Annotated in this window: 22 protein-coding genes; 13 read left to right on the forward strand and 9 right to left on the reverse strand. The window is 67.5% G+C overall.

The annotated features are described in order from the left end of the window. Positions 1–65: 65 nt before the first annotated feature. From CFK21_RS02175 to CFK21_RS02215, 9 genes are all read right to left on the reverse strand, one after another. Positions 66–1,313, reverse strand: coding sequence for a proton-conducting transporter transmembrane domain-containing protein (locus CFK21_RS02175; RefSeq protein ID WP_096364304.1), 1,248 nt, complete (start codon positions 1,311–1,313; stop codon positions 66–68). Then, entirely contained in the window at positions 1,306–2,805 is a 1,500-nt protein-coding gene (locus CFK21_RS02180) for a complex I subunit 5 family protein (protein ID WP_096364306.1), read from the reverse strand. The genes CFK21_RS02175 and CFK21_RS02180 overlap by 8 nt, the downstream gene beginning before the upstream one ends. Next, positions 2,802–4,283, reverse strand: a complete 1,482-nt coding sequence (locus tag CFK21_RS02185) for a complex I subunit 5 family protein (protein WP_096364307.1) — start codon at positions 4,281–4,283, stop codon at positions 2,802–2,804. The genes CFK21_RS02180 and CFK21_RS02185 overlap by 4 nt, the downstream gene beginning before the upstream one ends. Next, positions 4,280–4,600 (reverse strand): cation:proton antiporter subunit C, encoded by a 321-nt coding sequence (locus CFK21_RS02190; RefSeq protein ID WP_096364309.1) that lies wholly within the window; start codon positions 4,598–4,600, stop codon positions 4,280–4,282. The genes CFK21_RS02185 and CFK21_RS02190 overlap by 4 nt, the downstream gene beginning before the upstream one ends. Further along, entirely contained in the window at positions 4,597–5,529 is a 933-nt protein-coding gene (locus CFK21_RS02195; protein WP_096364311.1) for a Na(+)/H(+) antiporter subunit B, read from the reverse strand. Before CFK21_RS02195 ends, CFK21_RS02190 begins: the two co-directional genes overlap by 4 nt. Next, entirely contained in the window at positions 5,526–5,825 is a 300-nt protein-coding gene (mnhG, locus tag CFK21_RS02200) for a monovalent cation/H(+) antiporter subunit G (protein WP_096364313.1), read from the reverse strand. Before mnhG ends, CFK21_RS02195 begins: the two co-directional genes overlap by 4 nt. After that, positions 5,812–6,090 (reverse strand): monovalent cation/H+ antiporter complex subunit F, encoded by a 279-nt coding sequence (locus CFK21_RS02205; protein WP_096364315.1) that lies wholly within the window; start codon positions 6,088–6,090, stop codon positions 5,812–5,814. The genes mnhG and CFK21_RS02205 overlap by 14 nt, the downstream gene beginning before the upstream one ends. A gap of 20 nt (positions 6,091–6,110) precedes the next feature. Then, positions 6,111–6,593 carry a Na+/H+ antiporter subunit E gene (locus CFK21_RS02210; RefSeq protein WP_096364317.1) on the reverse strand — a complete coding sequence of 161 codons (483 nt, stop codon included), beginning with the start codon at positions 6,591–6,593 and terminating at the stop codon, positions 6,111–6,113. 178 nt (positions 6,594–6,771) lie between these two features. Beyond that, the gene (locus tag CFK21_RS02215) at positions 6,772–8,718 is read right to left on the reverse strand and encodes a transglycosylase SLT domain-containing protein (RefSeq protein ID WP_096364319.1); all 1,947 of its coding nucleotides are present in this window, start codon (positions 8,716–8,718) and stop codon (positions 6,772–6,774) included. 220 nt (positions 8,719–8,938) lie between these two features. Between CFK21_RS02215 and CFK21_RS02220 the strand changes: the two genes are divergently transcribed. The 13 genes from CFK21_RS02220 to CFK21_RS02280 all read left to right on the forward strand — a co-directional run bounded on the left by CFK21_RS02220 (position 8,939) and on the right by CFK21_RS02280 (position 22,388). After that, the gene (locus tag CFK21_RS02220; RefSeq protein ID WP_096364321.1) at positions 8,939–10,303 is read left to right on the forward strand and encodes an NAD-dependent succinate-semialdehyde dehydrogenase; all 1,365 of its coding nucleotides are present in this window, start codon (positions 8,939–8,941) and stop codon (positions 10,301–10,303) included. Between the two features lie 9 nt (positions 10,304–10,312). Next, positions 10,313–11,104, forward strand: a complete 792-nt coding sequence (locus tag CFK21_RS02225) for a sulfite exporter TauE/SafE family protein (RefSeq protein WP_197702977.1) — start codon at positions 10,313–10,315, stop codon at positions 11,102–11,104. A 240-nt stretch (positions 11,105–11,344) separates the two neighbouring features. Next, positions 11,345–13,078 carry a nitrite reductase gene (locus CFK21_RS02230; RefSeq protein ID WP_096364323.1) on the forward strand — a complete coding sequence of 578 codons (1,734 nt, stop codon included), beginning with the start codon at positions 11,345–11,347 and terminating at the stop codon, positions 13,076–13,078. Positions 13,079–13,135: 57 nt separating this feature from the next. Then, complete coding sequence (gene cobA / locus CFK21_RS02235) at positions 13,136–13,933, forward strand: uroporphyrinogen-III C-methyltransferase (protein ID WP_096364325.1); 798 nt, start codon at positions 13,136–13,138, stop codon at positions 13,931–13,933. Beyond that, positions 13,920–14,234 (forward strand): c-type cytochrome, encoded by a 315-nt coding sequence (locus tag CFK21_RS02240; protein WP_096364327.1) that lies wholly within the window; start codon positions 13,920–13,922, stop codon positions 14,232–14,234. The genes cobA and CFK21_RS02240 overlap by 14 nt, the downstream gene beginning before the upstream one ends. Before the next feature lie 228 nt (positions 14,235–14,462). Next, on the forward strand, positions 14,463–15,593 hold the full coding sequence (locus CFK21_RS02245) for a cytochrome D1 domain-containing protein (RefSeq protein WP_096364331.1): 1,131 nt from the start codon (positions 14,463–14,465) through the stop codon (positions 15,591–15,593). An 8-nt stretch (positions 15,594–15,601) separates the two neighbouring features. Then, positions 15,602–16,090 carry an Lrp/AsnC family transcriptional regulator gene (locus CFK21_RS02250; RefSeq protein ID WP_096364333.1) on the forward strand — a complete coding sequence of 163 codons (489 nt, stop codon included), beginning with the start codon at positions 15,602–15,604 and terminating at the stop codon, positions 16,088–16,090. After that, positions 16,087–16,629: a siroheme decarboxylase subunit beta gene (ahbB, locus tag CFK21_RS02255; protein ID WP_197702978.1), complete on the forward strand. Its 543-nt coding sequence runs from the start codon at positions 16,087–16,089 to the stop codon at positions 16,627–16,629. Before CFK21_RS02250 ends, ahbB (CFK21_RS02255) begins: the two co-directional genes overlap by 4 nt. Continuing rightward, complete coding sequence (locus CFK21_RS02260; protein WP_197702979.1) at positions 16,626–17,090, forward strand: Lrp/AsnC family transcriptional regulator; 465 nt, start codon at positions 16,626–16,628, stop codon at positions 17,088–17,090. The genes ahbB (CFK21_RS02255) and CFK21_RS02260 overlap by 4 nt, the downstream gene beginning before the upstream one ends. Next, the gene (gene ahbB, locus CFK21_RS02265) at positions 17,083–17,625 is read left to right on the forward strand and encodes a siroheme decarboxylase subunit beta (protein WP_096364335.1); all 543 of its coding nucleotides are present in this window, start codon (positions 17,083–17,085) and stop codon (positions 17,623–17,625) included. The genes CFK21_RS02260 and ahbB (CFK21_RS02265) overlap by 8 nt, the downstream gene beginning before the upstream one ends. A 70-nt stretch (positions 17,626–17,695) precedes the next feature. Beyond that, positions 17,696–18,952 carry a heme d1 biosynthesis radical SAM protein NirJ gene (gene nirJ, locus CFK21_RS02270; protein WP_096364337.1) on the forward strand — a complete coding sequence of 419 codons (1,257 nt, stop codon included), beginning with the start codon at positions 17,696–17,698 and terminating at the stop codon, positions 18,950–18,952. Positions 18,953–19,159: 207 nt separating this feature from the next. After that, positions 19,160–20,746, forward strand: a complete 1,587-nt coding sequence (locus tag CFK21_RS02275) for a cytochrome D1 domain-containing protein (protein ID WP_096364339.1) — start codon at positions 19,160–19,162, stop codon at positions 20,744–20,746. A gap of 313 nt (positions 20,747–21,059) precedes the next feature. Further along, the gene (locus CFK21_RS02280) at positions 21,060–22,388 is read left to right on the forward strand and encodes an ATP-grasp domain-containing protein (RefSeq protein ID WP_096364341.1); all 1,329 of its coding nucleotides are present in this window, start codon (positions 21,060–21,062) and stop codon (positions 22,386–22,388) included. Positions 22,389–22,397 lie beyond the last annotated feature (9 nt).

Genomic DNA, 22,397 nt, shown 5'->3' on the forward strand with positions numbered 1-22,397 from the left:
GCAGGATGGGTGAAGCGAGGCGCAATCCAACAGGGTGAGATCCGGCCATCGTTGCAGCTGTCGTTTCAGGCCAGCAGGCCAAGCACCAGTCCCAGCAGTGCCAGCGCCATGATCACCCAGGGCCAGCGGGCGACCCGGGTCCCGGGCCCCGGCAGCGGGGTGAGCGTGATGCCCGGCAGCGGCCGGGACGGGCGCAGCTGCGCCAGGCCGTCCAGCAGCCGCCGGTGCAGATGCCCGAGCCGCGGCTGCAGGCGTGCCAGCCAGGTCCAGGGCGGTTCCTCATCAAGCGTTTCCGCCGGCGTGACCGGTTGGCGCCACAGCAGCAGGGCCGGCAGCAGGCCGGCCAGGGCCAGCAGCACCGGGGCCAGCCCGGCGGCGCCCGCCCGGCCGGGCGCCGTTATCAGGAACTGGCCGAAGCCCAGCAGCAGAGCGCCGCCCAGGGCCAGCACCAGCCAGCCGGGCCGGCGCACCGGCTGCGGTTGCCGCAGGGCCTGGACCAGGGCGTAGACCAGGGCCGCCGCGCCCAGACCGCGGCAGACCTGCCCCGCGATTTCCAGCCCCTGGCCGGCCGGCAGCCAGCGCCACAGCCCCAGCAGGGCCATGACCACCGGTCCGCCCATCAGCAGCAGCCGTGCCGGCGGCGCGGCCGTGCGCAGGGCAGCCGTGACCCAGATGTGCAGCGGCCAGATCCCCGCCTTGAGCAGGAAGGCGAGCAGCACCAGGCCGCTGTACAGCGTGGCCGGGTCACCCTCGAGACGATAGTCGAACCCCGCGAAGCGCTGTGTCTCCTGCAGGTAGGCCGCCAGCAGCAGGGCCTCGAACAGCAGCAGGTCGGCCAGGATCAGCGCCACGATGTACAGGCGGGCCGCGCGCAGCGCGCCGGCCCCGCCACCCTGGACCAGCAGGCCGAAGAAGCCGTAGCCGAGCAGGGTGGAAAAGCACAGAAAGCCCACCGGTTCGCTGGCCAGTATCATCCCCGTCTGGCCGCTGAAGGTGATCAACAGCAGGGTGTAGGTGGCGGGCCGTTGCAGCGGATCGAGCCGGGCCGTCAGCCGGCCCGCCGCCAGCCACAGCAGCAGGCTCATGCCCAGCAGCCAGCGCCGGCCGGCATCCAGTTCCAGGCCGCTGCCGAACACGATCCAGGGCATGTCCAGTGCCGCTGCCCCGGGCGTGATCAGTATCAGCGCGGCCGGCGCCAGCGCCAGCGCCAGCAGCCAGGGCTGGGGCAGATGCCGGGACACGCCCGGCAGGGCCACCAGCAGGGGCCAGGCCAGGATCAGCCAGAGTCCGATATCCTGCAGCAGTTCAGTCATAGCCGATGAACTCCTGGCGGGCGATGAACTGGACCCACTCCAGCGGGCTGAAGGGGATGAAGGCCAGCATGCCGGCGCCCAGCGACATGGCCGCCGTGATGACCGGCGGCCACAACAGCAGCCAGCCGGTTTCGCGGCCGCCGGCGGCCGGAGCGAAGCCGTTCCCGGCCGGGGCGCGGAACCAGGCCCGATGCAGGATGGGCAGGAAATAGGCTGCATTGAGCAGGCTGCTGCCGGCCAGCACCAGTACCACCCAGTCCTGGCCGGCCTGCATCGCGCCCAGCCCCAGGTACCACTTGCTGACGAAGCCGGCCATCGGCGGCAGCCCGATCATGCCGAAGGCGGCCAGGGTGAAGGCCCCCATGGTCCAGGGCATGCGCCGGCCCACGCCATCCATCTCGCTGATGCGATGGATGTGTACCGTCTCGGCCAGGTTGCCGGCGCAGAAGAACAGGGTGATCTTCATCAGGCCCTGGTGCACCAGGTGCACCAGCCCGCCGATGGTGGCGATGGGTCCGGCAATGGCCACGCCCAGTGCGATGTAGGACACCTGGCTGACGGTGGAGAAGGCCAGGCGGCGCTTGAGGTCGTCCTGGTACAGCGCCCGCAGCGAGCCGTAGAGGATGGTGATGCTGGCCAGCACCGCCAGTGGCAGGGCCAGACCCAGGTCCGCGGCCAGTTCCACCCCGTAGACCTCGTAGACAATGCGCACGATGCCGAAGGCGCCGGCCTTGACCACGGCCACAGCATGCAGCAGGGCGCTGACCGGCGCCGGCGCGACCATGGCCTGCGGCAGCCAGCCGTGCAGCGGCACCAGCGCGGCCTTGACCCCGACACCGGCAATCAGCAGCCAGAAGATCAGGGTCAGTGCGCCGCGGTGGCTGTCGACCAGGCCGTGGACGAAACCGGTGGCGGTGAACTCCAGCGTGCCGGCCAGGCTGTACAGCCAGAGCGTGCCGATCAGCAGCAGGGCGCCGCCGGTCAGGGTGTAGGCCAGGTAGCGCTGGCCGGCGCGGCGCGCCGCCTCGGTGCCGCGGTGGACCACCAGCGGATAGGTCGACAGGGTCAGCAATTCGTAGAACAGCAGGAAGGTGAGCAGGTTGCCGGCCAGGGCCACGCCGACGCTGGCGGTCACGCACAGGCTGAAGAAGCCGAAGAAGCGGCTGCGGTGCGGCGAGCCTTCCAGGTAGCCGATGGCATACAGGGTGGTCAGCAGCCACAGGGCCGAGGACAGGGTGACGAACAGCAGTGCCAGCGGCCCGGCCCGCAGCACGAAATCCAGTCCCGGCAGCAGGGCCAGCCGCAGCTCAAAGGCGTGGCCATGGGCCACGCCCCACAGCATCCAGCCGACCAGCAGCAGCTTGGAGACCGCGCCCAGCAGGTTGAGGCTGGTGCGCAGTGCGACCCGCCGCTCGGCGATGGCAAAGATCACCAGGCCCGGCAGCAGCGAGCTGGCCAGCACCGCCAGCAGGATCCAGCTGCCCGGGCTCACGGCACTGCCTCCGCCGGCCCGGGGGCGGCGGCGAGATCCAGCCACGGCAGCAGCCAGGCCGGTGCCAGTCCCAGCAGCAGGGCCAGTATCGCCAGGCTCAGGGCGGTCCATTCCATCGCCGGGGGCACGGGCCGGGCCGCGTGCCCGGTGGCAGCCGGGGTGAAGAAGTGCCCGACCACCTTGAACACATAGCCGGCTGCCAGCAGGCCGCCGAGCAGCATCACCGCCACCAGGTCCCAGCGGCCCTGGAGCAGCGCCGCTTCCAGCAGCAGCCACTTGCCGATGAAGCCGCCGGTGGGCGGCAGCCCGGCGATGCTGACCCCGGCCAGGGCGAAGGCGGCCACGGTCAGCGGCAGCCGCTGGGCCACGCAGTCCAGATCGGGGATGCGGTCATGCCCGCCGAAGCGCAGCAGATTGCCGGCGGCCAGGAACATGGCGGCCTTGGCCAGGGCGTGCGCCAGTACCAGCCACAGGACCGCGCGCCAGGCCGCCGGGTCGGGCAGCCCGGCGGCAGTGAGCAGGGGAAAGGCCAGGAACAGGTAGCCGATCTGGGCCACGGTGGAGTAGGCCACCAGCAGCTTGATCCGCGACTGGCGCAGGGCCTGCCAGGAACCCCACAGGACGGCCGCCATGCCGAGCCACCCCAGTACCTCGCCCGTGCCGGCCCCCTCCAGGCCGGACAGGGGTGCGAACAGTTCCAGCCACAGCCGCGCCAGGATGTAGAAGGAGGCCTTGACCACCAGCGCCGAGAGCAGGGCGCTGACCGGGGCCGGGGCGCTGCTGTGGGCCGGCGGCAGCCAGAAGTGAAACGGCAACAGGGCGGTCTTGAGTGCCAGTCCCGCCCCCATCAGACCCAGGGCGGTGCGGCTGGCCGGGCCGTGCTCCAGGCGCTCGGCCAGCAGGGTGAAGTCGAGCGTGCCAGTGGCGTGGTAGAGCAGCGCCACGCCCAGCAGATAGACCAGCGAGCCGAGCAGGGTGGCCAGCAGATAGCGCATCGCCCCGCTCAGGGCGGCGCGGCCGCCGCTCAGTGCGGTCAGCGCCACCGCCGCCAGACCCATCAGTTCCAGGGTGACGTAGAGGTTGAACAGATCGGCCGACAGGAACAGGGCGTTCAACGCCCCCAGCAGGAACAGCCACAGGGGCCAGAACCCGCGTGCCTGTGCCCGCTCGAAATAGCTGTCGGCGTAAACGGCGACGCCGAGGCCGACCAGGGCGGTGGCGGCCAGGAACACCAGGCTCATGGCATCGGCGCGCAGTTCGATGCCGAGCGGCGCACCCCAGCCGCCGACGGGATGGCGCAGGGTGTCCGCATCAGCGACCATGGCGCCCAGCCCGGCCACGAGCAGCAGGCCGGCGGCGGTGGTCAGCAGACCGATTGCCCGGGCGGCAGGCGGCCACAGGGCCGCCGCCGTCGCGCCGCTCAGGGGCAGCAGGATCAGCAGGGCCGCCCAGGGCAGTTCGGGCAGAACCGGGCTCATGCCTCGGGGTCCTCCCCCGGCGTGTCGTCCTCCAGGGTGGGCCGGCCGCCGGTCGTGGTCAGCTTGAGCATCAGCACCAGGCCCAGCGCGGTGGCCGAGACCGCCACCACAATGCCGGTGATGACCATGGCATGGGGGACCGGGTCCGGGCCCGCCTGCGCCGGTCCGCCCAGCCCGACCAGTACCAGAAACACCCCGCTGCCGAGGATGTTCACCGCCAGCAGCTTGCGCAGCAGGTGTGCCTGCACGGCCAGCCCGTACAGCCCCAGCATGACCAGGGCCACACCGGCCAGGGCATAGAGTCCGGCGCCGCTCATGCCGGCGGCTCCGCGCCGGGCCGTGAGCCCTGGAACAGCACCGCCAGGGTGGCGGCGATGGACAGGGTGGCCAGGGTCTCGATCAGCAGGATCAGCGCGCCGGCCAGTGCCGGTGGATATTCCAGCAGCGGCCGGCCGGCCAGCAGCAGTGCCCAGGCCACCAGCAGGAAGCCGCCGGGGCCGATTGCGATGGCCAGGCGCAGGGGCAGACCGGTCAGGCGCGGCTGCAGCCGCCAGCCGGCCAGCAGTGCGAGCACGCCCGCCGCGCCCAGCACCGCGCCGGCCTGGAAGGCGCCGCCGGGGGCGTGGGCGCCCGCCCACAGCAGATAGGCGGCGGCCAGTACCAGCACGGGCAGCAGCAGCCGCAGCAGCAGGTCCAGCACCGGCCCGGGCGGGGCCTCGCGCCGGGGCGGCTCAGCCTCCAGTGACCAGGCCGCCAGCAGGGCCAGCAGCAGCACCAGGACCTCCAGCAGGGTGTCGTAGCCGCGGAAATTGAGCAGTACCGCCGTGACCGGGTTGCTCACCCCGCTGCGTCCGAGTTCGGCGGCCACCTGCGCCTGCAGCCCGGCCGGCTCCGGGAGCAGACTGAGAACGGCCAGCCCCAGACCGGCCCCGGCCAGTACCAGCAGCAGCGCCGGTCCGTTGCGCCAGGCCTCGCGGGTATCGGCCCGGGTTCCGGCCGGGGCGATGCGGTGCAGCCGCGCCAGGGCCGCCAGCAGCAGGGCGCCGGTCAGGCCGGCCCCGATGGCCGCCTCGGCCAGGGCCACGTCGGGCGCCTCCAGCCGTACCCAGGCCAGCGCCATCAGCAGGCCGAAGGCGATGAACAGCACGATGCCGCGGAACAGGTCGGGACAGGCCAGGGCGCGCCAGGCCAGCCACACCAGGCCCAGGGCGAGCAGGGCGTCGATGCCGGTCTGCAGCAGGCTCATCGGCGCCACTCCGGGATCCCGCGCTGGCGCGCCCCGCGGGCGATGAGGTGGGAGACGCTGGCCCCGGCCAGCAGCACCAGCAGCCAGATCAGGATCAGCTTGCCCGCGACCAGCCAGCTGCCGGACTGCAGGGAAAGCCCCAGCACGATCAGGCCCAGGCCGACATTGTCGGCCTTGGTCAGGGCGTGCAGCCGGGTATAGACGTCCGGAAACCGCAGCAGCCCCAGGGTGCCGGCCAGGAAGAACAGGGCCCCGGCCAGCAGCAGCAGGACGGCGAGGTAATCAGGGCCGGTCATGGTCGTCCTCCGGCTGCGGCCAGGCCCGGCGCACGAAGGCCACTGCCGCCACCGCCGCCAGCAGGGCAAAGACCAGGGCGACGTCGCGCAGCGCCGCGACGCCTCCGGCCTGGGCCAGTACCAGCAGGATGGCCACGGCGGTGGTGCCGAACAGCTGTGCGGCCAGCATGCGGTCGGCCGCGGTGGGACCGCGCACCACCCGCCACAGGCCGGCGCCGAGGTTGAGCAGCAGGAACAGGGTCAGGGCGTGATACAGATCCGGCATTCGCTTCAGTTTGATTGGTGTTATGGCAGGGTCAGGCCGAACAGGGCCGCGACCCGTGCTTCCAGCTGTGCCAGCTGGGCTGGGTTGTCCTGGTCGGCATCGAGCACATGCACCCGCAGGCAGTCGGCTTCCAGGTCCGCACTCAGGGTGCCGGGCAGCAGGGAGACGGTATTGAGCATGAACACCCGCGCCGGGCCGGGTTGCAGTTGCAGCGGATAGTCGATCACCGCCGGGTCGAGCGGACACGACGGCTGGAAGGCGCGCCGGGCCACGTCCACTGCGCCGAGCAGGGAGTGGTGGAGAAAGAAGCCGAGGAAGCGCAGGAGTCCGGAGGGCGTCAGCCGCTGCGGAGGCAGCAGCCGGGCACTGATCAGGGTGGCGAGCACGACCGCCGGGACGCCGATGCTCCAGCTCGCAGCGGCACCTTCAGTGATAAGCCACCAGGCCAGGGCGAAGACGAGCAGCCGCGGCAGGGCGGCGATCAGGCGGTTACGACTGTGCATGGTTTCGGATCACTCGGTTGTATCCGTCCTGCCGGGGCGCATGCGCGCCGCAGCAATCGTCCATCGGGCAGCATCGTTTCCGAGATTGCCACGCTTGGCTCGCAATGACGAATAAGCACAGGGTTCCTGAAGAAAATGGCCTCTGCGTTGAACTGGTTGCCTCTTTACAGGGGACCCGTCAGCCGCCCGAACTTCCGTCGACATTCACCACCCGCGCCAGGCGCCGTGCCAGTGGCACCGCCTCGCCGTTCAGGCGCATGTCGTAGACGGCGGTGAAGGCCAGCACGCCGCGGACATAACCGCGGGTTTCACGGAACGGGATGGTGTCGATCCAGTGGTCGGGCTCGAACTCGCCGTCATCCGGCAGCCAGCGATCGACCCGGTGCGGGCCGGCGTTGTAAGCCGCGGCGGCCAGCGCCGGGTGACCGTGGTAGCGCTCCAGCATGCGCTTGAGGTAGGCGCTGCCCAGGCGCAGGTTGGCGCTGGTTGTGAGCAGCGTGGCGCGCGAAGGCCTGGGCAGGCGCAGATGCAGCGCGGTCTGCCGGCCGGTGGCCGGCATCAGCTGCATCAGTCCCAGCGCGCCGGCCGAGGAGCGGGCGTCGGCCATAAAGGCGCTTTCCTGGCGGATGACCGCAAAGATCAGGGCCGGATCGAGGTCGAACTGCCCGGCTACCTGTTCGATCTGATCGCGGTAGGCCAGCGGGAAGCGGATCTGCACATCGTCCCAGCGCCCGGCCCGGGCGGCGGTCCAGATGGCGCGGTCGTGCCAGTCCCATTCGTGGGCCAGGGCCGCGGCCAGTTCCAGTTCCGGCGGCGACAGCTTCAGGCTGGCATGGTACCACTCGCGCCGCGAGGCCCAGGTCCGCCCCAGACGGTGGAGCTCCCCGGCCCGCCACAGGCCGGGGCGGCGCTGCAGCAGCGCCAGCAGGTCTGACTCGTCATATTCGATCGGCCGGTGGTTGAGCCGGTAGGGGCGGTTCAGCCGGTCGGCGGCGAGAAAGCCATGAAAGAACCGCTCGCCGGACAATGCCAGCAGCTGCTGTCGGGCCGGTTCGCTGCGGCCCAGCGCATCCAGCGCCCGGGCCTGCCAGTAGGGCCATTCGCTGAAGCGTGAATCCTGGTGCCGGAAGCCCTCGATGGTCTCCAGCAACGCCGCCCAGTCGCGCGTCAGCAGGGCGATGCGCGCCTGCAGTTCCTCGATCTCGGCGTCGCGCCAGTCGCCGGGGACAGCCTTGAGGATGGCGTAGGCGTTGTCGCTGCGGCGGATGCCGGCATAGCGGGCAACGTATTTCAGGGTGGCGTGATAGTCGTCTCCGGACAGCTGGTCGCGCCGGGCCTGCAACGCCGCGTAGGCGCTATCGGGCTGGCTGCGGGCCAGGCGTTGGATGGCGTGCAGGCGGATGCGCCGGACGCGGTCGTCGTCTGCCTGCAGCCTGGCATCGTTCAGGGCGGCCGCCGGGCGGCGGTGGGCATGGCGCCAGAATTCGACCAGCTCGCGTTCGGCGGCGGGCAGCTTTTTCCCGAGATAGGCGGCGAGGCTGAGCCGGCCCTCGCCCATGGCCAGGGCGATGCGCTCCCACAGGGCATCGCTGTCGATGCGGTGCGAATCGTAGAGCACGTCGAAGACCGGATCACAGGCATCGGGCTGGGAGTGTCCGACCCGCCACAGTGTCATCGCTGCGTCCAGCCAGGCCGTGCGTTCCCCGGCTGTGCGGGTGGCGCGCAGGTGGTAGCAGCGCAGCTCCGCATCGCCGTCGCCGCGGTAGAAGCGTTCGAACCGCGACCACTGACGGGTGCGCCCCAGGTGTTCCAGCCAGTCGTCATACAGACGATCGGCCAGCGGGGTGTCGGCGTACCGTTCCAGGTAGGCGGCGATATCGGCGTCGCTGGCGCGGGCGAGATCACGCCGCAGCCGCCGATCCTGCAGATAGGGCTGCAGCGGATAGTCCTGCAGCGAGGCGACCAGGGCGTCGAAGCGCTGCAGGTTGCCGCGCTCGAGTGCGTGCAATGCTTCCTGGAAGCGTGCGCGTTCGTCGGTGAAGGGGTCGGACAGGGCAATTGCGGCGCCCGGCCACGGGAGGGACAACAGGATTGCCGCTGCCAGCTGCAGTCGCTTATTCATCATCCTGCATCCTGTGGCGCTGCTGCATCCGGGGCCGTCCCAATGTTGTGCAAACCTGATGATAGCCGATTGGATCACTTCCGGTCATGAGGGTTCCGGCGGTTTGCCATGACTGTTGGATGGGCTTAATCTGCGGGGGCTGTGCTGTGCCTGACACGGCACAGCCCCGGTCTGCAGTACCGCCTGCGTGCCGGGCCTGTTTCCCAGCCGCGCGAGGTGCAATATGAGCTTCAAGGTCGTCAATCCGGCGAATGGCACAGTGCTCAGGGTCGTGGATTCCTGGACCGAGAAGCAACTCGACGCCGCCCTGGAACAGGCCGCCGCCGCCGCACCGGACTGGCGGGCGCTGCCGCTGGCGGAGCGCTGCCGGCTGCTGACCCGGGTCGGCGAGGTGCTGCGCGCGCGCAGGGAGGAACTTGCGCGCACCGTTACCGGGGAGATGGGCAAACTGATCAAGGAGGCGCGCGGCGAGGTGGACAAGTGCGCCTGGGTCTGCGACTACTACGCCGACAACGCCCCCGCCTTCCTCGCCGACGAGTCCATCGAGACCGATGCCAGCCGCAGTCTGGTGGCGTACCAGCCGCTGGGCACGGTGCTGGCGGTCATGCCCTGGAATTTCCCCCTGTGGCAGGTGATGCGCTTCGCCGCCCCGGCGCTGGCGGTGGGCAACACCGGTCTGCTCAAGCATGCCTCCAACGTGCCGCACTGCGCCCAGTTGCTGGAGGAGGTCTTTCTGGAGGCGGGCGTACCGGCCGGGGTGTTCACCAGCCTGATGATTCCCTCCTCCATGGTCGCGCGCGTGATCGGGGACCCGCGCGTGCACGCCGTGACCCTGACCGGCAGCGAGCCGGCCGGCAAGGCGGTGGCGGCGGCCGCCGGCCAGCACCTGAAGAAGAGTGTGCTGGAACTGGGTGGCTCCGATGCCTTCGTGATCCTGGAGGATGCCGATCTGGAGCTGGCGGTGGATCAGGCCGTCGCCTCCCGCTTTCTCAATGCCGGCCAGAGTTGCATCGCCGCCAAGCGCTTCATTCCGGTAACCGCCATTGCCGATGAATTTGTGGAGCGGTTCCGGGCCAAGGTCGAGGAGTTGCAGTGCGGTGATCCCATGGACGAGGCCACCCGGCTGGCGCCCATGGCCCGCTTCGACCTGCGCGACGATCTGCATCAGCAGGTGGTCGATACCCTGGCCAAAGGGGCGGTGGCGGTGACCGGCTGCATGCCTCAGCCCGGTGACGGCGCCTGGTACCAGGCCTCCATCCTGGATCGGGTAGAGCCCGGCATGCGGGCCTACAGCGAGGAACTGTTCGGCCCGGTGGCCATCGTTATCCGGGCCGCGGACGAGGCCGATGCGGTGCGCATCGCCAATGCTTCCGACTTCGGCCTGGGCGGCAGCGTCTGGACCCGGGACGCCGCGCGCGGTGAGCAGGTGGCGCGCCGGCTCGAGTGCGGCTGCGCCTTCGTCAACAGCCTGGTCAAGAGCGACCCGAGGCTGCCCTTCGGTGGGGTGAAACGCTCCGGCTATGGTCGCGAACTGTCCTTGCTGGGCATCCGCGAGTTCGTCAACGCCAAGACCGTCTGGGTCCGCTGACCGCCTCCCTTGAGCCCGCTGTTCTGGCTGATCTACCCGCTGACCGGCGCCCTGGCCGGTCTGCTGGCCGGCCTGTTCGGCCTGGGCGGCGGACTGGTCATGGTGCCGGCGCTGCTGTGGATCTTTGACCTGCAGGGCTTTGCGCCCGCCCACCTCATGCACCTGGCCGTGGGTACCTCGCTGGCCGCCATCGTCTTCACCGGTACCGCCTCGGCCCAAGCCCATCTGCGCCGCGGGGCGGTGGATATGCGCCTGGCCGGCTGGCTGACGCTTGGCATCCTGCTCGGCGCCGCACTCGGCAGCGTTCTCGCCGGGCGGCTGGAGGGGGAGACCCTGCGCGCCCTGTTCGGCGGCTTTCTCATCCTGGTGGCAACCAAACTGGCACTGGAACTGCAGCCCGGGACAGCGGTGACGGCGCCGCGGCCGCTGCTGCTGTTGCCGGCGGGGGGCGGTATCGGTGCCCTGTCGGTACTGCTCGGGATCGGCGGCGGGACCCTCACCGTCCCCCTGCTGCTGTGGCTGGGGGCGGCCATGACCACGGCAGTGGGGACGGCGGCGGCCTGCGGCGTGCCCATCGCCCTGGCCGGTACGCTCGGCTTCGTGCTGATCGGCCGCGACGCCGCCGGGCTGCCCCCGGCGAGCCTGGGCTATGTCTACTGGCCGGCGGTGCTGGGGCTGGTGCTGCTGAGTATCCCCGGGGCGCGTCTGGGCGCGGTCCTGGCGCACCGCCTGCCCGCCCGCCGGCTGCGCCGGCTGTTCGCCCTGGTACTGATCCTGGTCGGTGTGCACATGCTGAGTTGAGCCTGCTTCTCCGCTTCCTTCGTGCCGGTGTTCGCCGGCCTGCCCTTCATAACCGTATTTAAACATTCAAATCTGCCGGATCCGGGTGATCCGGTCCGATTTTATTGATCTGGCTCAAGGTTTGGTTTCGCTGTCGGGGGGGTTGACATTGATCAAGGCGGAAACCCCTCTATAAACCTAGAAATGTTTCGCACGGAGGCGAGTTTTTTCATCAGTCGGCTAGGAGAGAGAGGTAGTGTTATGAAACAGGTAAACAAACATCGGATCGGGCTGTTGTCCGCCGCCATCAGTCTGGTTCTGGCGGGGACTCCGCTGGCGGCTGCAGCCCAGGAGACTGAACACCCGGATACATCCCCGGGCGAACTGCGCTATCAGGGCGCGCCGCATGCGGGCGAAGAGTCCAGGCGGGTGGTGACCCCGGGCGCCCCCGATATGACGGAAACGGAATATGCCCATGCCAAGAAGATATATTTCCAGCGTTGCGCTGGCTGCCATGGCGTGCTGCGCAAGGGCGCGACCGGCAAACCGCTCACACCGGATATCACCCAGGAGCGCGGCACGGCCTACCTGAAGGCCTTCATCGACTACGGCTCCCCCGCAGGCATGCCCAACTGGGGCACCTCGGGCGATCTCAGCCCCGAGGAGGTCGATCTGATGGCGCGCTTTCTGCAGCACGATCCGCCGGTGCCGCCCGAGTACAGCCTGGCTGACATGAAGGCGACCTGGAAGGTCCTGGTGCCGCCGGAGAAGCGCCCGACGAAACAGATGAACGACATCAATCTGAAGAATCTGTTCTCGGTCACCCTGCGCGACGCCGGACAGGTGGCGCTGATCGACGGCGACAGCAAGGAGATTGCGGCCGTGGTCGATACCGGCTATGCCGTGCATATCTCGCGCCTGTCCGCTTCAGGTCGCTATATTTATGTTATAGGGCGTGACGCCAAGATCAATCTGATCGACCTGTGGATGGAGACGCCCGCCACCGTGGCCGAAATCAAGGTCGGCATGGAGGCGCGCTCGGTCGAGACCTCCAAGTACAAGGGCTGGGAGGACAAGTATGCCGTGGCCGGAACCTACTGGCCGCCGCAGTTCGTCATCATGGATGGGGACACCCTGGAGCCGAAGAAGATCGTCTCCACCCGCGGCGTGACGGTGGATACGCAGGAATACCATCCGGAACCGCGCGTGGCTGCCATCGTGGCCTCGCATCAACATCCCGAGTTCATCGTGAACGTCAAGGAAACCGGCAAGATCCTGCTGGCCAACTATGAAGATCTGGATGCCATGAAGATCACCAGCATCGACGCCGCCCGCTTCCTGCATGACGGCGGCTGGGATTCCAGTATGCGTTACTTCATGTCGGCGGCCAACAAGTCGGATCAGATCGCGGTGGTGGATTCCAAGGAGCGTGAACTGGAGGCCCTGGTCGATGTTGGCAGTATTCCGCACCCCGGGCGCGGCGCCAACTTCAAGCATCCGAAGTTCGGCCCGGTATGGGCGACCAGCCACCTGGGTGATGAATCCATCGCCCTGATCGGTACCGATCCGGAGGGGCATCCGGACAACGCCTGGAAGATGGTCGACTCCATCAAGGGTCAGGGCGGCGGCTCGCTGTTCATCAAGACCCATCCCAAGTCCAGCAACCTGTATGTGGACACGGCGCTGAACCCGGACGAGAAGATCAGCCAGTCGGTGGCGGTCTACGACATCAATAATCTGGATGCGGGTTACAAGGTGTTGCCGATCGCCGACTGGGCCGAGCTGGGCGAAGGGCCGAAGCGGGTGGTACAGCCGGAGTTCAACTATGCCGGCGACGAGGTGTGGTTCTCGGTCTGGAACGGCAAGGATCAGACCTCGGCCCTTGTGGTCGTCGATGACAAGACCCGCAAGCTCAAGCATGTCATCAAGGATGAGCGGCTGGTCACGCCGACTGGCAAGTTCAATGTCTACAACACCATGCATGACGTGTACTGAGGCCGTCGGACGGGCGGCAGCGCCGCCCGTCCCTCACTCCCGCTGTGGAGGACAACAATGAAAGGCGAGGCAAAGGTTTATCTGGTGGGTGCGGGTCCCGGCGACCCGGATCTGCTCACGGTCAAGGCGCTGCGGCTGCTGCAGGCGGCCGACGTACTGGTCTATGACCGATTGGTTTCAAGAGAGATTCTAAGGCTGGTGCCCGAAGCCGCGACCCGCGTGTGCGTGGGCAAGGCGCCGGGCAGGCACACCCTGCCGCAGGAGGAGATCAACCGCATCCTGGTCGAGCTGGCCGCTCCCGGCCGCTGCGTGGTACGGCTCAAGGGCGGTGATCCCTATGTGTTCGGCCGCGGCAGTGAGGAGGCGCTGCATCTGCTCGCGCACGGTATCGGCTTCGAGGTGGTGCCGGGCGTGACCGCGGCCACCGCCGTCGCCGCCTACGCCGGCATCCCGCTCACGCACCGCGGCCTGGCACGCGGCGTGCGTTTCGTCACCGGGCATTTCCGCGACGACGAGGCGCTGGACTGGGACTGGGACAAGCTGGCCGAAGCGCAGACCACCCTGGTGTTCTACATGGGGCTGGGCCGGCTGGACGCCATCTGCGGCCACCTGGTGGAGGCGGGGATGCCCGCTGCGACACCCGCGGCCGTGATCCAGCACGGCACGACCGTGCGCCAGCGCCGGGTGCTGTCGGATCTCGCGCACCTGCCTGCGGACGTCCGCCAGGCCGGCCTGGCCTCGCCGGCGCTGATCGTCATCGGTGCGGTGGTGGCGCTGGCGGAAAGCCTCGACTGGTTCGGCGCCCAACTCGCCGCAGCGGTGCCCGACAGGATGAGCCATTATGCGAGTGCCTAAATGCCCGTGGCTGCTCGTACTGCTGGTCGCGGCGGGTGCGGTGCAGGCAGAGCCCGGTGCCGCGCGCCAGGCCGAACTGCGCCACCTGCTGGAACAGGACTGCGGTTCCTGCCACGGCCTTACCCTGAAGGGCGGTCTGGGGCCGGCGCTCACGCAACAGGCCATGCAGCGGCTGCCGCAGGAGCTCTACGTGAACACCATCCTCGACGGCCGCCCCGGCACCCCCATGCCGCCCTGGCGCGGCATCCTCACCGAAGACGAAGTGCGCTGGCTGGTGGAGGGGCTGCGGTCCGGATTCTGATTCAAGAGCCTTCACCACGAAGGATGCAAAGCACACAAAAAATAAATCATGCGAGATGACCGAATGCACATGCCGCATACAGGTAAACAGACCGAAGCCGGTTTCCGAATTCCGTCATTCCGGCGCAGGCCGGAATCCAGAACGCCAAACGGGTCCACAACCCTGGATACCGGCCTGCGCCGGTATGACGGGACCCTGTGGTTCGTTCTGCTGGGCCTGATTCTCGTCATGAGCGGCTGTGCGACCCCCCAGCTGCGCGGCACCGGCGATCTGGGCCTGGTAATCGAGCGCGCCACCGGTTCGGTGCTGGTGGTGGATACCACCGCGCGTGAGAAGCTCGCGCGCATCACCGGGCTGGGCGATCTGTCGCACGCGTCGGCGGTGTTCTCGCGCGATGCCCGCTACGCCTACGTCTTCGGTCGCGACGGCGGTCTGACCCGGGTCGATATCCTCAGGAACGAGATCGCAGGCCGCACGGTCCAGGCCGGCAACGCCATCGGCGGGGCCATTTCCCAGGACGGGCGCTGGGTGGCGGTGTCCAACTACGAACCCGGCGGGGTGCGCATCTTCGACGCCCGTACCCTGGAACTGGTGGCCGACATCCCGGCCGAGTACGGCAATGGCCAACGCTCCAAGGTCATCGGCCTGGTTGACGCCCCCGGCCAGCGGTTCGTGTTCAGCCTGTACGAGGCCGGCCAGACCTGGGTGGTGGAATTCGCCGATCCCGGCAACCCCGTCATCCATAAATTCACCGGCATCGGCCGCCTGCCCTATGACGCCCTGCTCACCCCCGACGGACGCTGGTACCTTGCCGGCCTGTTCGGCGAGGACGGCATGGCGCTGCTGGACCTGTGGGACCTGGAGGCAGGCGTGCGCCGCATCCTGCCCGACTACGGCAGGGGTGACGAGAAGCTGCCGGTGTACAAAATGCCGCACCTGGAAGGCTGGGCGGTGGCCGGCGACCTGGCCTTCGTGCCCGCCGTCGGACGCCACGCGGTGCTGGTCGTCGACATGAATACCTGGGAGCAGGTCGACACCATCCCGGTGCATGGGCAGCCGGTGTTCGTCATGGCCCGCCCCGACGGGCGACAGGTCTGGGTCAATTTCGCCTACCCCGACAATGACCGCATCCAGGTCATCGACACCCGCGAGCGCACCCTCATGGCGACGCTGCAGCCCGGCCCCGGTGTGCTGCACATGGAGTTCACCCCGCGCGGCAGCGAGGTCTGGGTGTCGGTACGCGACGCCGACGCCCTGGTGATCTATGACACGGCCAGCCTGGAGGAACGCACCCGGCTGGAGGCGGCCAAACCCAGCGGCATCTTCTTTACCGACCGCGCACACAGGGTCGGTCTGTGAGGTGGGATATGAGCGAATCGAGCGGACAGTACACTGAGTTGGAGCAGCGCCTGCTGAACGATTTTCAGCAGGATCTGCCGCTGTCGCCCACGCCCTATGCCGATATGGCCGCGCGCCTGGGCGTGGACGAGCAGACCGTGCTGGAGACGCTGGCCGGACTGCAGGCTGGCGGCGCAGTCAGTCGGGTCGGCCCGGTGTTCCGGCCCAACAGTATCGGCGTGAGCACCCTGGCCGCCCTGGCCGTCCCGCCGCATGCCCTCGAGCGGGTGGCCGCCTGGGTGAATGGGCTGCCGCAGGTCAATCACAACTACGAGCGCGAGCATGAGTTCAACCTCTGGTTCGTGGTCACGGCCGCGGACCGCGACGAACTGGATGCCGTGCTCGACCAGATCGAGGCCTGGAGTGGCTGCCCGGTGCTGGACCTGCCCATGCTGGAGGATTACTTCATCGACCTGGGCTTCGACCTGAACTTCGCTCCACAGGGGAGGCGGCAATGAAGATGCATCCGCTCCAACTGGACGACCGCGACCGGGCCCTGGTGGCCCTGATCCAGAAAGGCCTGCCGCTGGTCCCGCGCCCCTATGCCGAACTCGGGCGCCGCATCGGCATGGCCGAGGACGAGGTCATGCAGCGAATGGACAAACTGCGCCTGTCCGGCGCCATCAAGCGCTTCGGCGTGATCGTGCGCCACCGTGAACTGGGCTACCGCGCCAATGCCATGGTGGTGTGGGATGTGCCGGAGGCGGAGATTGCCGAACTGGGCAACTGCCTGGCCCGCTACCCCTTCATCACCCTGTGTTACCGCCGGCCGCGGCGCCTGCCGCACTGGCCCTACAATCTGTTCACCATGATTCACGGCCAGTCGCGCGCGGCCGTGTGCGGCAAGCTGGCCCAGGTGATCGGTGAATGCGGACTGGATGATATCCCGCACGAAATCCTGTTCAGCCGCCGCCGCTTCAAACAGTGCGGGGCGCGCTACTGCACGGCGGGCGAGTCGGTGGAACCCGCCCGTGTGCATGAGGAGGCCACGGCATGACTGCCGCCATGCAGGAACTGAGTGCGCTGGACCGGGCCATCATCAACCGGCTGCAGGACGGTATCCCGGTGTGCGAAGCCCCCTATGCCGAACTGGCCGCTGAACTCGGCACCGATGAGACGACGCTGCTCCAGCGGCTCCAGGCGCTGAAGGCCGCCGGTTACCTGAGCCGTATCGGGCCCATGTACAACGTCGAGCGCATGGGGGGTGCTTTTACGCTGGCCGCCCTGCGGGTGCCAGAGGCGCGTTTCGACGAGGTCGCCGCTATCGTCAATGCCTTCCCCGAAGTCGCGCACAACTACCGGCGCGACCATGCCTTCAACATGTGGTTCGTGATCGCGGTGGCGGATGCTGCCGATATCGCCCGCGTCTTGAGCCGCATCAAGGCGGCGACCGGCCTCGAGGTCTACAACTTTCCCAAACAGGAAGAGTTCTACCTGAGGTTGAAATTCGATGTCTGAGGCATTGGCCGCCACGGTTTCGCCGGACGACGCAGCACTCGAACGGCGTCTGATCGAGCTGACTCAGCAAGGTCTGCCGCTGGTGCCGCATCCCTATCATCAGCTGGCCGACCGGCTCGACGTGACGGCCGGCGAGGTGATGGAGGCCTTCCGACGTATGCAGGCGAGCGGGGTGGTGCGCCGCATCGCCGCCGTACCCAACCACTACCGCCTGGGCTTCCGCGGCAACGGCATGTCGGTGTGGGATATCCCCGACGGCCTGGTCCGCGAGGCCGGACGCGAGATCGGCGCCCTGGACTTTGTCAGCCACTGCTACATCCGTCCCCGCGCCCTGCCGGACTGGCCCTACAACCTGTTCGCCATGGTTCACGGCCGCAACCACGACGCCGTGTACGACCAGGTCGCACGGATTGCCGATATGCTGGGCGAACGGGTGCAGCACTACGACGTCCTGTTCAGCACCGAGGTGCTGAAGAAGACAGGTTATCGGAGTGCGGCGACAAAAACGCAGAGGCGCGGAGACGCAGAGGAATGAATTTCATTATTGCCATCTCTGCGCCTCCGCGCCTCTGCGTTAATGACATTCAGCTCAATAGGTGAACGAAATGTTCCGGATCACACGCTATCTGCAGGCCCTGAAAGACCCCAGGCCCTTCCGCCCGACCGGCGATCCGTCCGGCCCGGTGGTGATCTGGAACCTGATCCGGCGCTGCAACCTGGCGTGCAAGCACTGCTACTCCATCTCCGCGGACACCGACTTCCCCGGCGAGTTGGATACGCAGCAGGTCTACAGCGTGATGGATGACCTGCGGGCCTACGGCGTGCCGGTGCTGATCCTGTCCGGCGGCGAGCCGCTGCTGCGGCCGGACATCTTCGATATCTCCAGGCGCGCCAAGGCCATGGGCTTCTATGTGGGCCTGTCCACCAACGGCACCCTGATCGACGAGAACATGATCGGGCCGATCCGTGAGGTCGGCTATGACTATGTCGGCATCAGCCTGGACGGGATCGGCGAGACCCACGATTATTTCCGGCGCAAGCAGGGCGCCTTCGCCGAGGCGCTGCGCGGTATCCGCCTGTGCCGCGAGGCCGGCATCAAGGTCGGCATGCGCATGACGCTCACCCGCGACAATGCCCATCAGCTGCCCGAGGTGGTGCGGCTGATGGAAACCGAAGGAGTGGAGAAGTTCTATCTCTCGCACCTCAACTACGGCGGGCGCGGCAACCGCAACCGCAAGGACGACGCCCATCATCGCATGACCCGCGAGGCCATGGACTATCTGTTCGATACCTGCTGGGACTACATCGAGGCCGGCACGCCGCGCGAGTTCGTCACCGGTAACAACGATGCCGATGGCGCCTGGCTGCTGCGCTGGGTGCAGCGCCGCTTCCCCGAGCAGGCCGCCGATATGGAACGACGTCTGCGTGACTGGGGCGGCAACGCCTCGGGCCGCTGGATCGCCAACATCGACAACCTGGGCGAGGTCCACCCTGATACCTTCTGGTGGGATTATCCGCTGGGCAACGTCAAGGACAGGCCCTTTTCGGCCATCTGGCAGGATACCTCCGATCCCCTGATGGCGGGCCTGAAACAGAAGGAGCGACCGCTGGAGGGTCGTTGCGCCGCGTGCCGTTACCGCGGCATCTGCGGCGGCAACACCCGGGTGCGCGCCTGGCAGCTCACCGGCAATCCCTGGGCCGAGGACCCGGCCTGCTACCTGGACGATGACGAGATCGGCGTGGCCGGCGGCGAGCGGCTGGCGGTGACGCCTTATAAACGTGCAACGCAGAGACGCAGGGACGCAGAGGTCGCAAAGGAATACAGGAAGGGGAAGGTGTACATCCCGGTCGAGCCGGTTTGAGCGTTGTGGTATTGAATCCACGGATGAACACGGATCAAGGATTGAATTTTGCTGTGAAGAGTACCGTCATTCCCGCGCAGGCGGGAATCCATATACCGCCGCGGCTACTGGATCCCCGCCTGCGCGGGGATGACGCTGTGTAGCCGTGACAGCGAGCCGGGATAAGCACAGCATTGACGGCAATGCCGGTCTTGGTGGATTGCAGAAATGAATTTCATCCATGTTCATCCGCGTTCATCCGTGGCCACTCTCCGCCTCTGCTTGTTGTGGCTGCTGGCACTGCTGCCGCCGGCCGTCCTCGCAGCGGAACCCGCCGCACGGCAGCTCTACCAGCAGCACTGCGCCGAATGCCATGGCGACAACCGCCTCGGCGGCATGGGGCCGGCGCTGCTGCCGGATGTGATGCGCCGGCTCGAGCCCGGGCAGGCGGTGGGCGTGATAGCGCAGGGGCGGCCGGCGACGCAGATGCCGGCTTACGGCGACAAGCTGTCGACGACCGATATCCAGGTCCTGGTCGACCACATCTTCACGCCGCCGGCGACTACACCGGCGTGGGCTGAGCCGGACATCGAGGCCACGCACCGGCTGCGGGTGCAACGGGATGCGCTGCCGGCCGGGCCTGTGCACGAGGCCGACCCGCTCAACATGTTCGTGGTGGTGGAGCTGGGTGATCATCATGCCAGTATCCTCGATGGCGACAGCTTCGAGGTATTGAAGCGCGTGCCCACCCGCTACGCCCTGCACGGCGGGCCCAAGTATTCACCGGACGGGCGCTTCGTGTATTTCGCCTCGCGCAATGGCTGGATCGCCAAGTTCGACATGTACAGCCTGCAGTACGTGGCCGAGGTGCGGGCCGGCATCAATACCCGCAACCTGGCCGTGTCCGGGGACGGCCGCTATGTGATGGTGGCCAATTACCTGCCGAATACCCTGGTGCTGCTGGATGCCCGTGACCTGCGTCTGCTCAGGGTCTTCGAGGTGGCCGACGATCACGGCAACGGCTCGCGGGTGAGTGCGGTCTACGACGCCCCGCCGCGGCAGAGCTTCATCGCCGCGCTCAAGGATATCCCCGAGGTCTGGGAGATCCGCTATGCCGACAATCCGCTGCCGGTGTACAAGGGCCTGATGCACGACTACCGCATGGAGGAGGGCGCGGTCGACCGCGGCCCCTTCCCGGTGCGGCGCATCAGGCTGGACGATTACCTCGACGACTTCTTCTTCGATCAGAGCTATACCCACCTGATCGGCGCGGCCCGCAACGCCAGCAACGGCCAGGTGGTGCATCTCGATGTGGGCAGAAAGATCGCCGAGCTGGAGCTGGACGGCCTGCCGCATCTGGGCTCGGGCATCACCTGGGAATACGAGGGCCGCCCCGTGCTGGCCACGCCGCATCTGAAGAAAGGCGAGGTCAGCGTCATCGATATGCAGAACTGGAAGACCATCAAGCGGATCAGGACCGACGGCCCCGGCTTCTTCATGCGCAGTCACGAGAACACGCCCTACGCCTGGGTGGATGTCTTCTTCGGTCCGAACCGGGACAAGGTGCACATCATCGACAAGCGCACCCTGAAGATCGTGAAGACGTTGCAGCCGGTGCCAGGCAAGACGGCCGCACATGTGGAGTTCGACCGCAGCGGCGAACATGCCCTGCTCAGTATCTGGGACATGGACGGGGCAGTGATTGTATATGACGCCGAGACCTTCGAGGAGGTCAAACGCCTGCCCATGGTCAAGCCCTCGGGCAAGTACAACGTCCACAACAAGATCAGTCGCTCCGCCGGGACCAGTCATTGAGAGTTGAGCCTTGTCCAACAGATACAAGAGACAGGTCGGATCGCAGCCCGCAGGTCGGATTGGCACGCAGTGCGTAATCCGACATAGACAGCCATCCATGTCGGGTTACGCTGCGCTAACCCGACCTACCTGAAAGGCAGGCAGTAGCTTGGGCTTCACGTTGTTCAGCCCAACCTGCGGGAGCTTTGCGCCGCCCGGTTGATCCGAATCAGCCGCGGCGCAATTCGCCAGGGTGTTGATTTCCTGACGCACAGTCCGCCCTCGACATCCCGCCAGCCCCGGCTATATTCGAGGCAATGACGCGGGAGGAGGTATGAGCAGTAACATCTTCGTCGTCGGCGCCGACCCCTTCAATATGGAAAAGGTGCGCCGGCTGAATCTCGGTGTCGACCATCGCATCCACGAACTGCTGAGCTTCGACGAGGTCAAGGGCGGCGGCTATTACCCCGTGGAGGACTGCCTGGCGCTGGCCGAGCAGCGGCTGGCGGCCTTCGACGGCAGCATCGATGCCATTGTCGGCTACTGGGACTTCCCCGTGACCGCCATGACCGCCATCCTGTGCCGGCGTCACGGCCTGACCACGCCCACGCTGGAGAGCGTGCTGCGTTGCGAGCACAAGTACTGGAGCCGGCTGGAGCAGTGCCGCGCGATTCCGGAATTCACCCCGGGTTTCACCCAGGTGGACCCCTTCAGCGACGACGAGATCAATAACATCGAGCTGCCGTATCCGTTCTGGATCAAGCCGGTCAAGGGCACGGACTCGCTGCTGGCATTCAAGGTCAGGAACCGCGAGGACCTGCGCAGCAGCATCGCGGCCATCCGCCGCGAGATCCATCGCATCGCCGAGCCCTTCGATCACATCCTTTCGCATGCCCGGCTGCCGGAGGAGATCGTGCCCGTAAAGGGTCATCACTGCATCGTCGAGGAGCTGGTCCCCGGCCGCCAGTGCACGGTCGAGGGCTATGTGCATGACGGCGAGGTGCACCATCACGGCATCATCGATTCCATCAACTATCCGCAGTCGTCCTCCTTTCTGCGTTACCAGTATCCCTCGCGGCTGCCGCGGCGGGTCAAGGATCGTGCCGTCGAGGCGACGCGGGAACTGATGCAGCACATCGGCTACGACAATGCCACCTACAATGTCGAATACTTCTACCAGCCGAAAACGGAGAAACTGGTGTTGCTGGAGATCAATCCACGGCTGTCGCAGTCGCACAGCGACATGTTCGAAAAGGTGGATGGGGCCTCCAATTTACAGATCATGGCCGAACTGGCGCTCGGGCAGCCCCCGGATTTTCCCGTCCGCGAGGGCCGTTACGGCTGTGCCGCCAAATTCCATGTGCGGGTGTTCGAGGACGGTATCGCGACCCATGTGCCGGACGGGAATGAGCTCGAGCAGATCCGCCAACGCTTTCCGGGCACCCTGATCGAGCTGAAGATAAAACCGGGCATGCGCCTGTCCGAGTTGATCGAGCAGGACAGTTACAGCTACGACATCGCCCACATCCACACCGGGGCGAGGAACCAGAAGGAACTGCTGGAGAAGTTCAACCGGATCCTGGAGGCGCTGCATTTCGAGTTCGCGCCAGTGGGTGCGGATGAGGATAAGGCGCCGGCAGTCCCCGGAATCGCTGTGCAGTGAGATCCGACG

The sequence above is a fragment of the Thiohalobacter thiocyanaticus genome, from assembly GCF_002356355.1.
GTDB lineage: Bacteria > Pseudomonadota > Gammaproteobacteria > Thiohalobacterales > Thiohalobacteraceae > Thiohalobacter > Thiohalobacter thiocyanaticus_A.